This is a genomic window from Micromonospora salmantinae (assembly GCF_022230905.1).
GTDB lineage: Bacteria > Actinomycetota > Actinomycetes > Mycobacteriales > Micromonosporaceae > Micromonospora > Micromonospora salmantinae.
This window is the reverse complement of sequence record NZ_JAKKFG010000023.1, coordinates 127,456-140,682: the sequence shown is the minus strand read 5'-3', so window position 1 is coordinate 140,682 and position 13,227 is coordinate 127,456. Positions and strand designations below refer to the sequence as shown.

10 protein-coding genes are annotated in these 13,227 nt (G+C 71.2%); 8 read left to right on the top strand and 2 right to left on the bottom strand.

Translation table 11 applies throughout. The annotated features are described in order from the left end of the window. The first annotated feature begins 183 nt into the window (after positions 1-183). Entirely contained in the window at positions 184-2,061 is a 1,878-nt protein-coding gene (locus PSH03_RS18995; protein WP_210781524.1) for an alpha/beta hydrolase-fold protein, read from the top strand. A 66-nt stretch (positions 2,062-2,127) separates the two neighbouring features. On the opposite strand, the gene PSH03_RS18990 is transcribed toward PSH03_RS18995, so the two are convergent. Further along, positions 2,128-2,841: an alpha/beta fold hydrolase gene (locus PSH03_RS18990; RefSeq protein ID WP_210781525.1), complete on the bottom strand. Its 714-nt coding sequence runs from the start codon at positions 2,839-2,841 to the stop codon at positions 2,128-2,130. Between the two features lie 109 nt (positions 2,842-2,950). Between PSH03_RS18990 and PSH03_RS18985 the strand changes: the two genes are divergently transcribed. The 4 genes from PSH03_RS18985 to PSH03_RS18970 all read left to right on the top strand — a co-directional run bounded on the left by PSH03_RS18985 (position 2,951) and on the right by PSH03_RS18970 (position 6,214). Beyond that, positions 2,951-3,616 (top strand): DNA alkylation repair protein, encoded by a 666-nt coding sequence (locus PSH03_RS18985; protein ID WP_210781527.1) that lies wholly within the window; start codon positions 2,951-2,953, stop codon positions 3,614-3,616. A gap of 75 nt (positions 3,617-3,691) precedes the next feature. After that, entirely contained in the window at positions 3,692-4,930 is a 1,239-nt protein-coding gene (locus tag PSH03_RS18980; RefSeq protein ID WP_210781528.1) for an MFS transporter, read from the top strand. Between the two features lie 200 nt (positions 4,931-5,130). Beyond that, the gene (locus tag PSH03_RS18975; RefSeq protein WP_238689929.1) at positions 5,131-5,916 is read left to right on the top strand and encodes a hypothetical protein; all 786 of its coding nucleotides are present in this window, start codon (positions 5,131-5,133) and stop codon (positions 5,914-5,916) included. Between the two features lie 13 nt (positions 5,917-5,929). Next, positions 5,930-6,214: a hypothetical protein gene (locus PSH03_RS18970; protein WP_210787490.1), complete on the top strand. Its 285-nt coding sequence runs from the start codon at positions 5,930-5,932 to the stop codon at positions 6,212-6,214. Between the two features lie 171 nt (positions 6,215-6,385). Here the strand turns inward: PSH03_RS18970 and murQ are convergent, their stop codons facing one another. Further along, a complete protein-coding gene (gene murQ / locus PSH03_RS18965; RefSeq protein ID WP_238667857.1) occupies positions 6,386-7,279 on the bottom strand; it encodes an N-acetylmuramic acid 6-phosphate etherase in 894 nt (297 codons plus the stop codon). Positions 7,280-7,531: 252 nt separating this feature from the next. On the opposite strand from murQ, the gene PSH03_RS18960 reads away from it, so the two are divergent. The 3 genes from PSH03_RS18960 to PSH03_RS18950 are packed head-to-tail and all read left to right on the top strand — an operon-like array spanning position 7,532 to position 13,203. Continuing rightward, complete coding sequence (locus PSH03_RS18960; RefSeq protein WP_210787488.1) at positions 7,532-9,097, top strand: sodium:solute symporter; 1,566 nt, start codon at positions 7,532-7,534, stop codon at positions 9,095-9,097. Positions 9,098-9,108: 11 nt separating this feature from the next. Further along, complete coding sequence (locus PSH03_RS18955) at positions 9,109-10,305, top strand: anhydro-N-acetylmuramic acid kinase (RefSeq protein WP_210787487.1); 1,197 nt, start codon at positions 9,109-9,111, stop codon at positions 10,303-10,305. A gap of 24 nt (positions 10,306-10,329) precedes the next feature. Continuing rightward, positions 10,330-13,203, top strand: a complete 2,874-nt coding sequence (locus tag PSH03_RS18950; protein WP_238689928.1) for an FAD-binding and (Fe-S)-binding domain-containing protein — start codon at positions 10,330-10,332, stop codon at positions 13,201-13,203. Positions 13,204-13,227: the final 24 nt, after the last annotated feature.

Genomic DNA, 13,227 nt, shown 5'->3' with positions numbered 1-13,227 from the left:
CCGCAGGCCGCAGGTGGTGCGCCCATTGATGCGCTGGCCGGCCTCGGCTCCGGACACCCTTGACATCGAAAGGTGTAGCCAGCCACACTCCCGATGCTAATTCGATTTAGCGACCATCGAAGCCCTCAACTCCCACACTGGACCAGACCGCGACGAGCGACCACCACAAAGGAGTCTTCGCGCATGAGGGAAACGACCGGAAGACGCAGGCTCCGGCTTGCGATCTCGATTCTCGCGCTCACGGCGCTCGGTGCGGGGGCCGTCGTCCCCGCGCCGGCTGCCGCCGCCGGCCGGCCCGTGCCGGGTGCGACGGTCAAGGCGGACCGCACCTCACCGACCGGGTACACAGTCACGTTCGTCTACCGCAATCCCCACGCCACCCAGGTCCGCCTCGCCGGGGACCTGACCCTGCTCGACGTCGCCACCGGCACCACGCGCTACCAGCCGGAAGAGTGGCAACCGGGGCGCTACCACGCGGGCGGCACCGAGTTCCTGCGGGACATGACCAGGGACCCGAAGGGAAACTGGTCGGTCTCGGTCCCGCTGCACGCCGGAGGTCTCAGCTACTGGTACCGGGTCTGGGACCCGACCCAGGGCTGGGAGAACAAGCGCATCTGGGACCCCGCCTCGACGAACCCTCGGCCGCCAGGCGAGTCCTCGTTCCGGGTCAGGAACAACGACGTGCTCGACGCCGTGCACGTGCCGTACGCCAAGAAGCAGAACGACCCGGTGCTGAAGGCACGTGCGGACTACGAGTTGCCGGTGGCCGACCGCGCGAAGCGGGGAACCGTCCGGTACGTCCCGTACACCACGATCCTGGGCGACAGCGGCCACTACCTCGGCGTCTACCTGCCGGCCAACTACGACGCCAACCGGGCGGAGCCGTACAAGGTCGCGTACCTCGCCCACGGCATCTTCGGCGACGAGACCGACTTCATGGTCCCCGCGAACGTCCCGAACATCCTGGACAACATGACGGCCAGGGGTGAGATCGAGCCGACGGTGGTCGTCACCATGGGCAACCACTTCACGGGCACCAGCCTCGGCTTCGCCTCCTACAACCAGACCAACGCGGCCAACAACCTGGTCCAGACGATCCTGCCCCTCATCGAGCGCAGCTACAACGTCTCGACCGAGCGCTCCGGGCGGGCCTACGCCGGGTTCTCGTACGGCGGGATGACGGGCGGCGTCGTCATCAAGAACTACCCGAGCACCTTCGCGTTCTACGGACACTTCTCCGGCAACCCGTCGCTCACCAGCCAGGACTACGACACCATCGCGAACGCGGTCGGGGACGACGACCTCTCCGTCTTCCTCGGCAATGGCATCTTCGAGGGCAGCCTCAACGCCCAGAACGCCATCGCGGACAACTTCCGGGCCCGGGGATACGCCGCCGCGACGACCCAGGTCCCCGGCGCGCACGACGGAATGACGGCGGGCCAGCTGTTCACGATCTTCGCCCGGGACCACCTGTGGTCGGGGGTCGACTCCGTGTCGGTGATGCCCGCGACGGTTAACCTGACGAAGGGCTGGAACTGGGCCAGGCGGTTCACCGCCCAGGTGACGGCCAACGAGGGTGTGAGCCCGGCGGTGACGTGGTCGGTCCAGGGAGCGACCTCCACCGGCACCAGCATCTCCGCGGAGGGCCTGCTCTCGGTCGCCGCCGCGGAGACCGCGTCGTCGCTCACCGTCGTGGTGACGTCGGTGGTCGATCCGAGCAAGTCACGCTCCGCCCAGGTCACCCTGACGCCTCCGGGCCCGGCCCGGGTCGCGGTGAAGGCGAAGGCCACGCCAGCCTCGGTCGTCAGCGGTGGCACGTTCACGCTGACCGTCGGCGTACGGGCACAGTCTCCGCACCGGAAGGCTCCGAAGGTGACCGGCGAGGTCGCCGTCACCTTCGGCGGTACCACCCAGGTGGTTCCGCTCCGTGGTGGCGCGACCGTCGTCGAGCTGCCGACCGGCGGGCTGCCCGCGGGGGTGTACCCGGTGCACGTCGCCTACTCCGGTGACCCGGTCCACGCCCCCACCGCTGCGGTCCACCAGCGGCTGCGGGTTCGGTAGCCAGCAGACAGGGGTGGGCCGGCGACCTCTCGTCGTCGGCCCACCGCCAGGTGTCCGTCCGGACCGTCAGCTCACGCCCCGAACCGCCTCGATGATCGTCTCGGCGACCTCGCTCGGCCGGGCCACCGCCATCGCGTGCGAGCCGCCGACCACCTCGCGCTGCCCCCGGGGGTTGGCCCGTTCGGCCATGAACCGGTGCACCTCGGCGGGGATGTTCTTGTCAGCGTCCCCGAACACGAACCAACTGGGCAGCGACCGCCAGGCGGGGTCGCCGGTGAGCTTGTCGCCCAGGCCCTGTTCGGTGATCGGCCGCTGGGTCCGGGCCATCAGCGCGGCCATGTCGTCCGTCGCGTCCGCGCAGAACTGCGCGTGGTACTGGTCCTGGCCGATCGCCACCTCGTTCCCACCGCTCGACACCGGGTACTGCACCAGCGTGTCGGCGAGGGTACTGCCGGGGAACTTCGCGGACAGCGTCAGCGCCGACTCACCGGTGTCCGGGGCGAAGGCGTTCACGTACACGAGGGCCCGCACCGAGGTGTCGCCGGCTGCGGCCTGCGTGATCACCATGCCGCCGTACGAGTGGCCGACGAGGACGACAGGACCGCCGATCCCGCGCACGACATCCCGCACGTACGCGGCGTCGCCCGCCACGCTCCGCAGCGGGTTCGCGACGGCCACCGAGTCGTACCCGGCGCCCAGCCGCTCGAGGACACCGTTCCAGCTCGCCGACTCGGCGAACGCGCCGTGCACGAGCACGATGGTGGGCTGTGGATCAGGCATGACAGGTGCCCCCTCACTCCGTGAAGCTGTTCACCGCCGGTCGCGCTGGTACGCCTGGATACCCGTTACGCGAGTGTGAAACGTCCGACCCGATGAGCAGGAGGCTGCGATGGCTACGACGACGCTGGCCGAGGTGACGGCCGAACTGGCCGCGCTGGAGGACCCGAAGGCACTGGAGGTGAACGCCAGACACGGCGACGATCATGGTGTGCACCTCGGTGCGCTTCGGGCGCTGGCGAAGCGACTGAAGACGCAGCACGATCTCGCGCGCCAGCTCTGGGCGACGGGCGGGGCCTCGGCGCGGCTGCTGGCAATCCTGATCTGCCGTCCCAGGGCGTTCGAGCGGGACGAGTTGGACGTCATGGTGCGCGAGGCGCGCGCCCCTAAGGTGCACGACTGGCTCGTGAACTACGTGGTGAAGAAGAGTCCGCACTCCGAGGAGCTGCGGTTGGCCTGGTTCGCCGACCCGGATCCCGTGGTCGCGAGTGCCGGCTGGGCGCTGACCACCGAACGCGTGACGAAGAAGCCCGAGAGTCTCGACCTCCCGGGACTGCTCGATGTGATCGAGACCGAGATGAGGGACGCGCCGGATCGCCTGCAGTGGGCGATGAACCACTGCCTGGCGCAGATCGGCATCGAGCACGCCGAGCACCGCGAACGGGCGATCGACATCGGCGAACGCCTTGAGGTGCTCAAGGACTACCCCACCTCCCCTGGCTGCACGTCTCCGTTCGCGCCCACCTGGATCGGCGAAATGGTGCGCCGAGCGGGATAGGCAGCCGGTTCTCGGTCGAGCCCGCACCGGCGGGGTCGACGCCCTCTCCCGCGCGCCCCTATAGTGAGTTCCATTATGGGACTTACTACGTTCTGGCGGTGGTGGGTCGCCGGCACGACCAGCCAACTCGGGTCGGCGGTCGGCGCGCTGGCCCTACCGTTGACCGCGCTGACCGTGCTTCACGCGTCGGCCTTCGAGCTGGGTCTGGTCACGGCGGCGGGCTATCTGGCGTACCTTCTGATCAGCCTGCCGGCGGGCGTGATCGTGCAGCGCCTGCCGCTGCGCGGCATGCAGGTCGCCCTGGATCTGGTCCGGGCCCTCGCCATCGCGTCGGTCCCGCTGGCCTGGTGGTTCGACATGCTGACGGTGGCCCAGCTGATCGCGGTCGCCCTGGTCGTGAGCTTCGCCAACGTGCTGTTCGACGTGGCGAACCAGACCTTCCTGCCGGAGATCGTGCCGGCCGCGCAGTTGCAGGCCCGCAACAGCCTCACCTCCGGCACGCACGCCGCCACCGCGCTGGGCGGGCCATCCCTGGGCGGTCTCGCGGTGCAGTTGCTGGGTGCGGTGCCGACGCTGTTCGTGGACGCCGTCAGCTACCTGCTCTCCGCCACGCTGCTGCGCACCCTTCCGGCCCGGCGGGTGCAGCGACCGGCCGAACGGCCACCGATGATCACGATGATCCGCGAGGGCTGGCACTTCGTGCTCCGGCACCCGATCATCGGACCGGCCATGTGGGACGCCACCGCGACGAACTTCGTCAACGGCGCCATGCTCGCCCTGTTCCCCTTCTACCTGGTGCGTGAGCTGCACGCGTCGCCGCTCATGGTCGGGCTGCTGATCGCCACCGACGGCCTCGGCACGCTCATCGGCGCGGCGTTGACGACCCGGTTCACCGACCGGTTCGGCACCGCACGCGGGCTGATCATCGCGGCCTTCGTCGGTGTGGCCGGCGCGCTCATCATCCCGTTGGGCACCGGCACCGCCGCGTTTCTGGCCTTCGCCATCGGAAACATCATCTTCGCCGGCTCCACTGTGGTGCTCAGCGTGACCACCCGCACCTACCGGATGCTCGCCAGCCCACCGGAGCTGCTGTCCCGGGTGATCGCCACGGTCAAGTTCGTCTCCTGGGGCGCCATCCCGGTCGGCGGCCTGCTCGCCGGCATCCTGGCCGGGCCCCTCGGCGCCCGTACCACACTGCTGGTCTTCGGAGCGCTCACCGTACTGTCCCCGATCATCTACCTGTCGACGCCGATCCGCCGGCTGCGCGACCTGCCGCTCGATCCCACGCCGACACCCACCGAGGCGAGGGTGTGACCCGGTCGGGTGTGCTCCCGATCTGTCCACATCGCTCAGCGGAGATATCGACAGAAGGTGTAGCTCCCGGTCCCCCGGGGCAAGAACCCGCACATGGAGGGAACGGCAGGCTACGAGGGGCAACAGCTCGGCCGACGGCACCGCACCGGTGAGCCGGACCGGGCCGGCCTGGCGTCCGCGCTGCCGGCGGCCTCCGTCTGATGCGGCTGAGGCACAGCCTCCCCCCGGTGGCGCTCGGCGCGGTGGCGCTCGGCGCGGCTCTGGGTGCCAACCCCGCCCACGCCGACACCCCGTCGCCGTCGCGTATCCCGCTGGTGGAGGTCGCCACCTCGCCGGAGGCCATCAAGGTTTCGGTGGCCGAGGTGGTCGAGGTGCAACTGACCGTCCCCCTGCCCCTGCCGACCGCTGTCGTCTCGCTGCCCCTGCCTCTACCGTCGACGGACCCGCTGCCCTTACCGTCGACGGCCCCCCTGCCGTCGGCCGTTCCGCTGCCGACGCCGCCGGCTAAGCCCTCCACCGCCCGGCCGAGTCGGCCGGCTGGCACCCCGTCGTCGTCGCCGCAGGCAACACGGGCACCGTCCGCCTCGGCATCCCCGGTGGCACGGGTCGCCTCGCGGCCGTGGCCGGCGCCCGCGACGCGTGTACCGGCGACGGTGACCCGAAGCGGCGCTCGCGACACGTCCGATGGCCGGGCGTCGGCCCAGGCGACGATGACCGCCGTCACCGGACAGCGGCCCAACCCGCCCGCCCGTCGCGCACCCGGGCCACCGGCGTTCGTGCTGGCGCTCGCGTCCGCACCGACCGGCGTCGGCGCCGGCGGCGCTGATCCACCCACGTCAACAGCAGAAGCGTCGCCGCCCGCCTCGCCGCTGCGGCCAGGGCTCACCGTCACCGCCGTCGACATGCGCGCCTCCAGCCGTCCCGTCGAGCGGGGTCCTCCCCCGCCCCGACACCTCCTGATCACCCACTCGCGTCCACGACGTTGATCAGGAGAGGTTCATGGAAATCGCCGTTATCTGGATTCCCGCCCACATCGAGCCGTCGGAGCCCGCCGTCGCGAAGTGTCTCAGCCACCTTCGCGAACACTCCTACCGATTCGCAGGAATCATGCGGGCCCCGTGGGAGACCGTCGAGCAGACGATGATCGACGGGGAGGTGGATGTCGTCGTCATCGCCGACTTCGCCCACCTCCCGCCGGATCGGTCCCCCCGGATCGAGCTGGCCAGTTCCCCCGACGGCGACGCGGACGAGGACCGAACGGTTCCGGGCACCCAGCTCGACTGACACCACGAAGCGCCCCGTCCGCAATGGACGGGGCGCTTCGTCAATCGGGCTTTCTGCTCGGGACACCGTGCGATCAGAATGCCGGGCGGTGGCATCGTGCCGCCACCACCACGACGAGCTACCGCTCGCCCTCACCCGGACCCCGACAAGACGCCGCCGCGAAGCCCTGGATCAGGCCGCGACGGCCGCCCGGACGTCGTCGTCGGCGGCGCGCAGCCGGGCCGCGGCCTCCTCGGCGGTGCAGTTCGCCAACAGCAGCACGATGGCCGTCTTGGCGTGCCCGTGCGCCGCCGCGAGCGCCCGCGCGGCCGTGTCGAGGTCGGTGTCGGCGGCCTCGGCGACGATCCGACGCGCCCGGTCGACGAGCTTCTCGTTTGTGGCGTTCATGTCCACCATCAGATTGCCGTAGACCTTGCCGAGCCGGGCCATCGTGGCGGTGGAGAGCATGTTGCAGACCAGCTTCTCGGCGGTGCCGGCCTTGAGCCGGGTCGAGCCGGTGAGCACCTCGGGGCCGGTGGGCACCTCGATGGCGACGTCGGCGTGCCGGCTGGTCACCGCGTCGGTGTTGCAGGCCACCGATACGGTCGCCGCGCCAAGCGCGCGGGCGTGATCCAACCCACCGACCACGTACGGGGTACGGCCGCTGGCGGCGAGCCCGACCACCGTGTCGCGGGCGGTCAGGCCGACGGCGTCCAGGTCGGCGACGGCGCGGGTCGGATCGTCCTCCGCGCCCTCGACGGCGACACCGAAGGCTCGCGCCCCGCCGGCGAGCAGACCGACGACCCGCTCGGGCGTCGTACCGAAGGTGGGTGGGATCTCGACGGCGTCGAGCATGCCGATCCGGCCGCTGGTGCCCGCGCCGAGGTAGATCAGCCGTCCGCCCTGGCGGAGCGACGCCACGATGACGTCGACGGCGGCGGCGATGTCCGGCACGGCCCGGCGGACGGCGTCGGCGACAGTCTGGTCCTCGTCGTTCATCGCGAGAAGCAACTCGGTGGGAGACATCCGGTCGAGGTCGCCGGTCTTGTCGTTGCGGGTCTCGGTGCCGAGGGTGCTGAGGTCCACGGGGTGCTCGTTCCTCTCGCTGGTGTGCAGTCGCCGGCCGGCGGGGAGAGGTCCTCCGGTCGCCCGGCGGCTCGCCGTCGAGCGTGTCCTCGCGACCCGCCGCCGCGGCCAGGCCGAGGGCGCAGCTGCGAACAGTCCCCGTATCAGCAGGCTGAAACCACAGCGTAACCAGCCCGGACGGGCGGTGGCAAAAAGTTTCGCGTTAGGGTGAGTCAACGTCACTTATTGACAATCGCTGGTTGGGAGCGAGCCGTGCGTCAACTCGACCTCGTCGTGATCGTGCTGTACCTCGTGGTGATCGCCTACGTCGGACTACGCCTGTCCGGTAAACAGAAGTCCGCCAAGGACTACTTCGTTGGCGAGGGTCGACTGCCCTGGTGGACCGTCTCGTTCTCCGTCGTCGCCACCGAGACCAGCGTCCTGACCGTGATCAGTGTTCCCGGCGGGGCCTACAGCGGTCAGGGCTTCGGCAACGTCGAGCTGGCCCTGGGCTACGTCATCGGTCGGGTCGTCGTGGCCGCGGTGCTCATCCCGCTCTACAAGCGGGGTGGGTTCGTCAGCGCCTACCAGTACCTCGGTGAGCGGTTTGGCCTGAAACTTCAGGGCCTGGCGTCGGTGACGTTCGTCTTCACCCGCCTGCTCGCCGAGGGCGTACGGCTGTTCGCCTCGGCCATCCCCATCAAGCTTCTTCTCGACGAGTTCGGGCTGAATGTCGGCTATCAGGCCATCATCGTCGTCCTGACGCTCATCACTGTGGTCTACACCTACCTCGGTGGCATCAAGGCGGTCATCTGGACCGATGCCATCCAGATGGGGCTGTACCTGGGTGGGGCGATCCTGGCCATCGCGGTGCTCAGCCACGCCGTCGGCTTCGACGGCTACTCGCAGGCGCTGGACGCCGGCAAGTTCCAGCTCTTCGACACCAACTTCGCCCTCTCGCACGTGCTCACCAGCCCGTTCGCCCTGCCGACCGCGATCATCGGTGGCGCGATCTTCGCGATGGCCAGCCACGGGTCGGACCAGCTGATCGTGCAGCGCATCCTGTCGACCCGCACGCTGCGCGAGGGGCAGCAGGCGATGATCTCCTCGGGCATCTTCGTGGTGATCCAGTTCGCGGCGTTCTCCCTGGTCGGCGCGCTGCTGTGGTCGTACAACAAGGGTCAGACCTTCAAGGAACTCGGCCTGGCCAGCAGCGACAACCTCTACCCGAGCTTCATCCTGCACGCCCTGCCGGTGGGCATCTCGGGTCTGCTGGTGGCGGGCATCCTCGGCGCCGCGATGGGCTCTTTGTCCTCGGCGCTGAACTCGATGTCGAACTCCACAGTCGCCGACTTCATCCACAGCTTCTTCCGCAAGGTCCCTTCCGACGACACGATGCTCCGCCTCGCCCGGGTGATGACCCTGGTCTGGGCGGTGCTGATGGCGGTCTTCGCCTGCGCGTTCAGCTCCAGCACCGGAAACGTCTACCTGACCGGTTTGACCATCGCCGGCTACACCTACGGGGCGCTGCTCGGCGCATTCCTGCTCGGCCGTCTCGTCAAGCGGGCCAACCAGGTCGACGCGGTGATCGCCTTCCTGGTCACCGTGGCGGTGATGACCTACATCGTGCGCTACGTCAAGATCGATGTGACGACGGCCGGGACCACCACCGCCACCGCCATCGCCGCGCAGTGGCTGGTCCCGATCGGCGTCCTGATCACCCTGGTCGTCGGCGCGGTGTCCAGCCGGTTCCACCCGGCCCCGGAGACGCCGTACGACCATGGACGTACCGACGAGGTCGACGACGACGCGGCGGCGGCGCCAGCCGGCCGGGCATGAAGGAGGACGTGATGCGCGTGATCGGCCTGATGTCCGGAACCTCCTACGACGGCATCGAAGCCGCCGCGGCCGAGTTCGACATGAGCGGCGAAACAGTGCGGATGCGACCGCTGGGCCGGCTCAGCCACCCGTACTCCGACGAGTTGCGCACGCAGATCGCCGCGGCCCTGCCGCCCGTGGCGACCACCACCGAGGCGATCTGCGTGCTGGACACCGGCATCGGCCAGGCCTTCGCCGAGGCCGGCGTGCAGGCCCTCGCCCAGCTGTGCGACGGCAATGCCGACCTGCTCGTCTCGCACGGGCAGACCATGCACCACTGGGTCGAGGAGGGCACGGTCCGGGGCACTCTCCAGCTGGGTCAGCCGGCCTGGATGGCGGAGGCCACCGGCCTTCCGGTCGTGGCCGACCTGCGCAGCCGCGACGTGGCCGCCGGCGGCCAGGGCGCTCCCCTGGTCGCCCTCTTCGACGCACTGCTGCTGGGTGGCCTGCCCGGCGTCCCGGCCGCGCTGAACCTGGGCGGCATCGCCAACATCACCGTCGTCGCGCCGGACGCCGACCCGCTCGCCCTCGACACCGGTCCGGCGAACGCGCTCCTCGACGCCGCCGCCCGCCACTTCAGCGGGGGCACCGAGGAGTACGACCGGGACGGGCGCGGGGCGGCCGCCGGGCAGGTGAACCCGGACCTGCTTCGGCGGCTGCTCGATGAGCCGTACTACCGGCTGCCCGGCCCGAAGAGCACCGGGAAAGAGCTGTTCCATCTGCCCTACCTGCTCGCCGCCCTCGCCGACGCGCCCACACCGGACCCGCAGGACGTGTTGGCCACGCTCACCCGGCTGACGGCGGTCACTGTGGCCGGCGCCTGCCGTGAGCACGGCGTCACCCGGCTCGTCGTCTCCGGCGGCGGCGCACACAACCCGACGCTGATGCGCATGATCACCGACGAGCTGCCAGGCGTCGAGCTGTCCTCCAGCGACGACCTGGGCGTCGCGTCGGACGCCAAGGAGGCGCTGGCCTTCGCGCTGCTGGGCTACCTGACAGTGCACGGGCTGCCGGGCACCCTGCGCTCGGGCACCGGTGCGCGGCACGCCTCAGTGCTCGGCAACATCACCCCCGGCCGGCAGCCGCTGCGGCTGCCGGCTCCGGCCAGCACCGCTCCCCGCCGACTGCTTATCGCCGGCCGCCCCGCCGTGCCGCCGGTGGCCGGCTGACCACGCTCCCGGGAGGATCCGCCGATGAGACCCGTCGTACCAGTGCCACCGCCGACCGCGGCCGGTGCTCGCGCCCGCGCGGTCGCCGAGCTGCTACGCGCGCGCCTCGATGATCCGAGCCGGGCCAGCGCCGAGCTGCCCCGGCGGCTGGCGGCGGCGCACGACGCCTCGCCGTACCTGTTCGAGCCGCAGGCCGTGGTGCGCGCCGCCTCGGCCGCCGAGGTGGGGGCGTTGATGGCCGGCGCCCGGGAGGCCGGCGTGCCGCTGACCCTGCGCGGCGGCGGCACCAGCCTCGCCGGGCAGGCCGGCGGCGCAGGCGTGCTGGTCGACGTCCGCACCGACTGGCGCCACGCCGAGGTCCTCGACGACGGCCGCCGCATCCGGCTCCAGCCGGGCCTGACGATCCGGCAGGCCAACGCCCGGCTGGCCCGCTACCGACGCCGACTCGGCCCGGACCCGGCCAGCGAGGCCGCCTGCACGGTGGGCGGCATGGTGGCAAACAATTCCAGCGGGATGACCTGCGGCACCACCGACAACGCGTACCGCACCATGGAGTCGCTGCGCTTCGTGCTGCCGTCCGGCACCGTCGTCGACTCCGGCGCCCGCGACGCCGACGACCGGCTGCGGGCCGACGAGCCCGAGCTGCACGCCGGGCTGCTGCGCCTGCGCGACCGGGTGCGATCGACGCCGGGGTCGCGCGCCACCATCGAGCGGCTGTTCGCGATGAAGAACACCATGGGGTACGGGCTGAACTCGCTGCTCGACCACAGCACCCCGGTCGAGATGCTCGCCCACCTGATGATCGGCAGCGAGGGCACGCTCGGCTTCGTGGCCGAGGCCGTCTTCCGTACCGTCGAGATCCACGACCACGCCGCCACCGGCCTGCTGATCCTGCCCGGTCTCACCGACGCCACCGACGCGCTGCCGGCCCTGCTCGCCGCCGGCGCCCGTACCGCCGAGCTGCTCGACGCGGCCGCGCTGCGGGTCAGCCAGCGCGACCCGGGCGTGAGCCCGGCCCTTCGTGGGTTGACTGTCGTGGGGCACGCCGCGCTGCTGGTGGAATTCGCCGAGGACAGCGCGGAGCAGTTGGCCGCGACGCTGGCCGACGCCCGGCCCGTGCTCGACCGGCTGCCGGCCGTCACCGGCACCGAGCTGACCCGCGACCCGCGCGAACGGGCCAACCTCTGGCACCTGCGCAAGGGCCTCTACACCGCCGTCGCGGGGGCCCGCCCGCCCGGCACCACGGCCCTGCTGGAGGACGTCGCGGTGCCGATGCCACGCCTGACCGGCACCTGCGACGGGCTGATCCGCCTGTTCGACCGGCACGGCTACCCGGACGCGGTGATCTTCGGACACGCCCGGGACGGCAACCTGCACTTCATGCTGACCCAGTCCTTCGACACCGCGGCCGAGATCGATCGCTACGCCCGGTTCACCGACGACATGGTCGACCTGGTGCTCGCCGAGGGGGGAACACTCAAGGCGGAGCACGGCACCGGTCGGGCCATGGCGCCCTTCGTCCGCCGGCAGTACGGCGACGAGCTGTACGACGTGATGCGCGAACTCAAGCGGTTGTGCGACCCGAGCGGTCTGCTCAACCCCGGTGTGCTGCTCAACGACGACCCGACAGTGCACCTGCGGCAGCTCAAGGCCGTCCCGACGGTCGACCCCGAGCTGGACGCCTGCGTCGAGTGTGGCTACTGCGAGCCGGTCTGCCCCACCGCCGACGTCACCACCACGCCCCGGCAGCGCATCGTCCTGCAACGGCAGATCGCCCTCGCCACCGCCGCCGGCGACGAGGAGCGCCGCCGGGAGCTGACCGCCGACTACGAGTACGCCGCGGTGGACAGCTGCGCCGCGGACAGCCTCTGCGTCACCGCCTGCCCGGTCGGCATCGACACCGGGGCGGCGATGAAACGGCTGCGCGCCGAGCGGCACAGCCCTCGCGCCCAGCGCACCGCCCGCACCGCCGCCCGGCACTGGCAGGCTGCCGTGACTGGCGTCCGGGTGGGGCTGACCGCCGCGCACGCCGTGCCGACGCCGGTGACCCGGGCCGCCACCGGGATGATCCGTGGGCTCGGCGCCACCGAACTCGTGCCAATGTGGAGCGAGGACATGCCGCGCGCCGGCGCGCCCCGCCCCACCCCGCGCAGCACGCCGGACGCCCAGGCGGTGTTCTTCGCGGCCTGCGTCGGCAGCCTCTTCGCACCCGAGGACGGCTCGTCCGGCGGTTCGGCGGCGGCGTTCCTGCGCCTCTGCGAACTGGCCGGGGTGCCGCTCGTCGTACCGACCGGCACGGCGGGTCTGTGCTGCGGAACCCCGTGGCAGTCCAAGGGTTACCCCGCCGGTCACCGTGAGATGGCCGAGCGGACGCTGGCCGCGCTCTGGGCGGCCAGCGACGAGGGCCGGCTGCCCGTCGTGTGCGACGCGTCATCGTGCACGCACGGGCTGACACAGCTGACCGCCGCGCTGGCCGAGGAGCACCAGGCGCGGTACGGCGCGCTGCGCTTCGTCGACAGCGTGACCTTCACCGCCGAGCACCTCCTGCCGGCGCTGCCGCAGCCCCGGCGACTGGGCTCGCTGGCCCTGCACCCCACCTGCTCCACAGTGCACCTGGGCGGCATCGACGACCTGCGCGCGGTGGCCGGGGCGGTCGCCGACACCGTCACCGTGCCGGACAGTTGGGGGTGCTGCGCCTTCGCCGGTGACCGGGGGCTGCTGCACCCCGAGGTCACCGCCAGCGCCACCGCGGCGCAGGCCGCCGAGATCAACGAGCGCGACCACGACGCGTACGCCTCCTGCAACCGCACCTGCGAGATGGGCATGAGCCGGGCCACCGGCCAGCCGTACCGGCATGTGCTCGAGGTGCTCGTCGAGGCGGTCGAGCCGCCAGCGTAGCCGGCGGTCCCTGCTCACGAGGTG

Bases quoted from the DNA above. Each gene is read 5' to 3' on its own strand.
- PSH03_RS18995 (WP_210781524.1), top strand. From the start codon at position 184: ATGAGGGAAACGACCGGAAGACGCAGGCTCCGGCTTGCGATCTCGATT.
- PSH03_RS18990 (WP_210781525.1), bottom strand. From the start codon at position 2,841: ATGCCTGATCCACAGCCCACCATCGTGCTCGTGCACGGCGCGTTCGCC.
- PSH03_RS18985 (WP_210781527.1), top strand. From the start codon at position 2,951: ATGGCTACGACGACGCTGGCCGAGGTGACGGCCGAACTGGCCGCGCTG.
- PSH03_RS18980 (WP_210781528.1), top strand. From the start codon at position 3,692: ATGGGACTTACTACGTTCTGGCGGTGGTGGGTCGCCGGCACGACCAGC.
- PSH03_RS18975 (WP_238689929.1), top strand. From the start codon at position 5,131: ATGCGGCTGAGGCACAGCCTCCCCCCGGTGGCGCTCGGCGCGGTGGCG.
- PSH03_RS18970 (WP_210787490.1), top strand. From the start codon at position 5,930: ATGGAAATCGCCGTTATCTGGATTCCCGCCCACATCGAGCCGTCGGAG.
- PSH03_RS18955 (WP_210787487.1), top strand. From the start codon at position 9,109: ATGCGCGTGATCGGCCTGATGTCCGGAACCTCCTACGACGGCATCGAA.
- PSH03_RS18950 (WP_238689928.1), top strand. From the start codon at position 10,330: ATGAGACCCGTCGTACCAGTGCCACCGCCGACCGCGGCCGGTGCTCGC.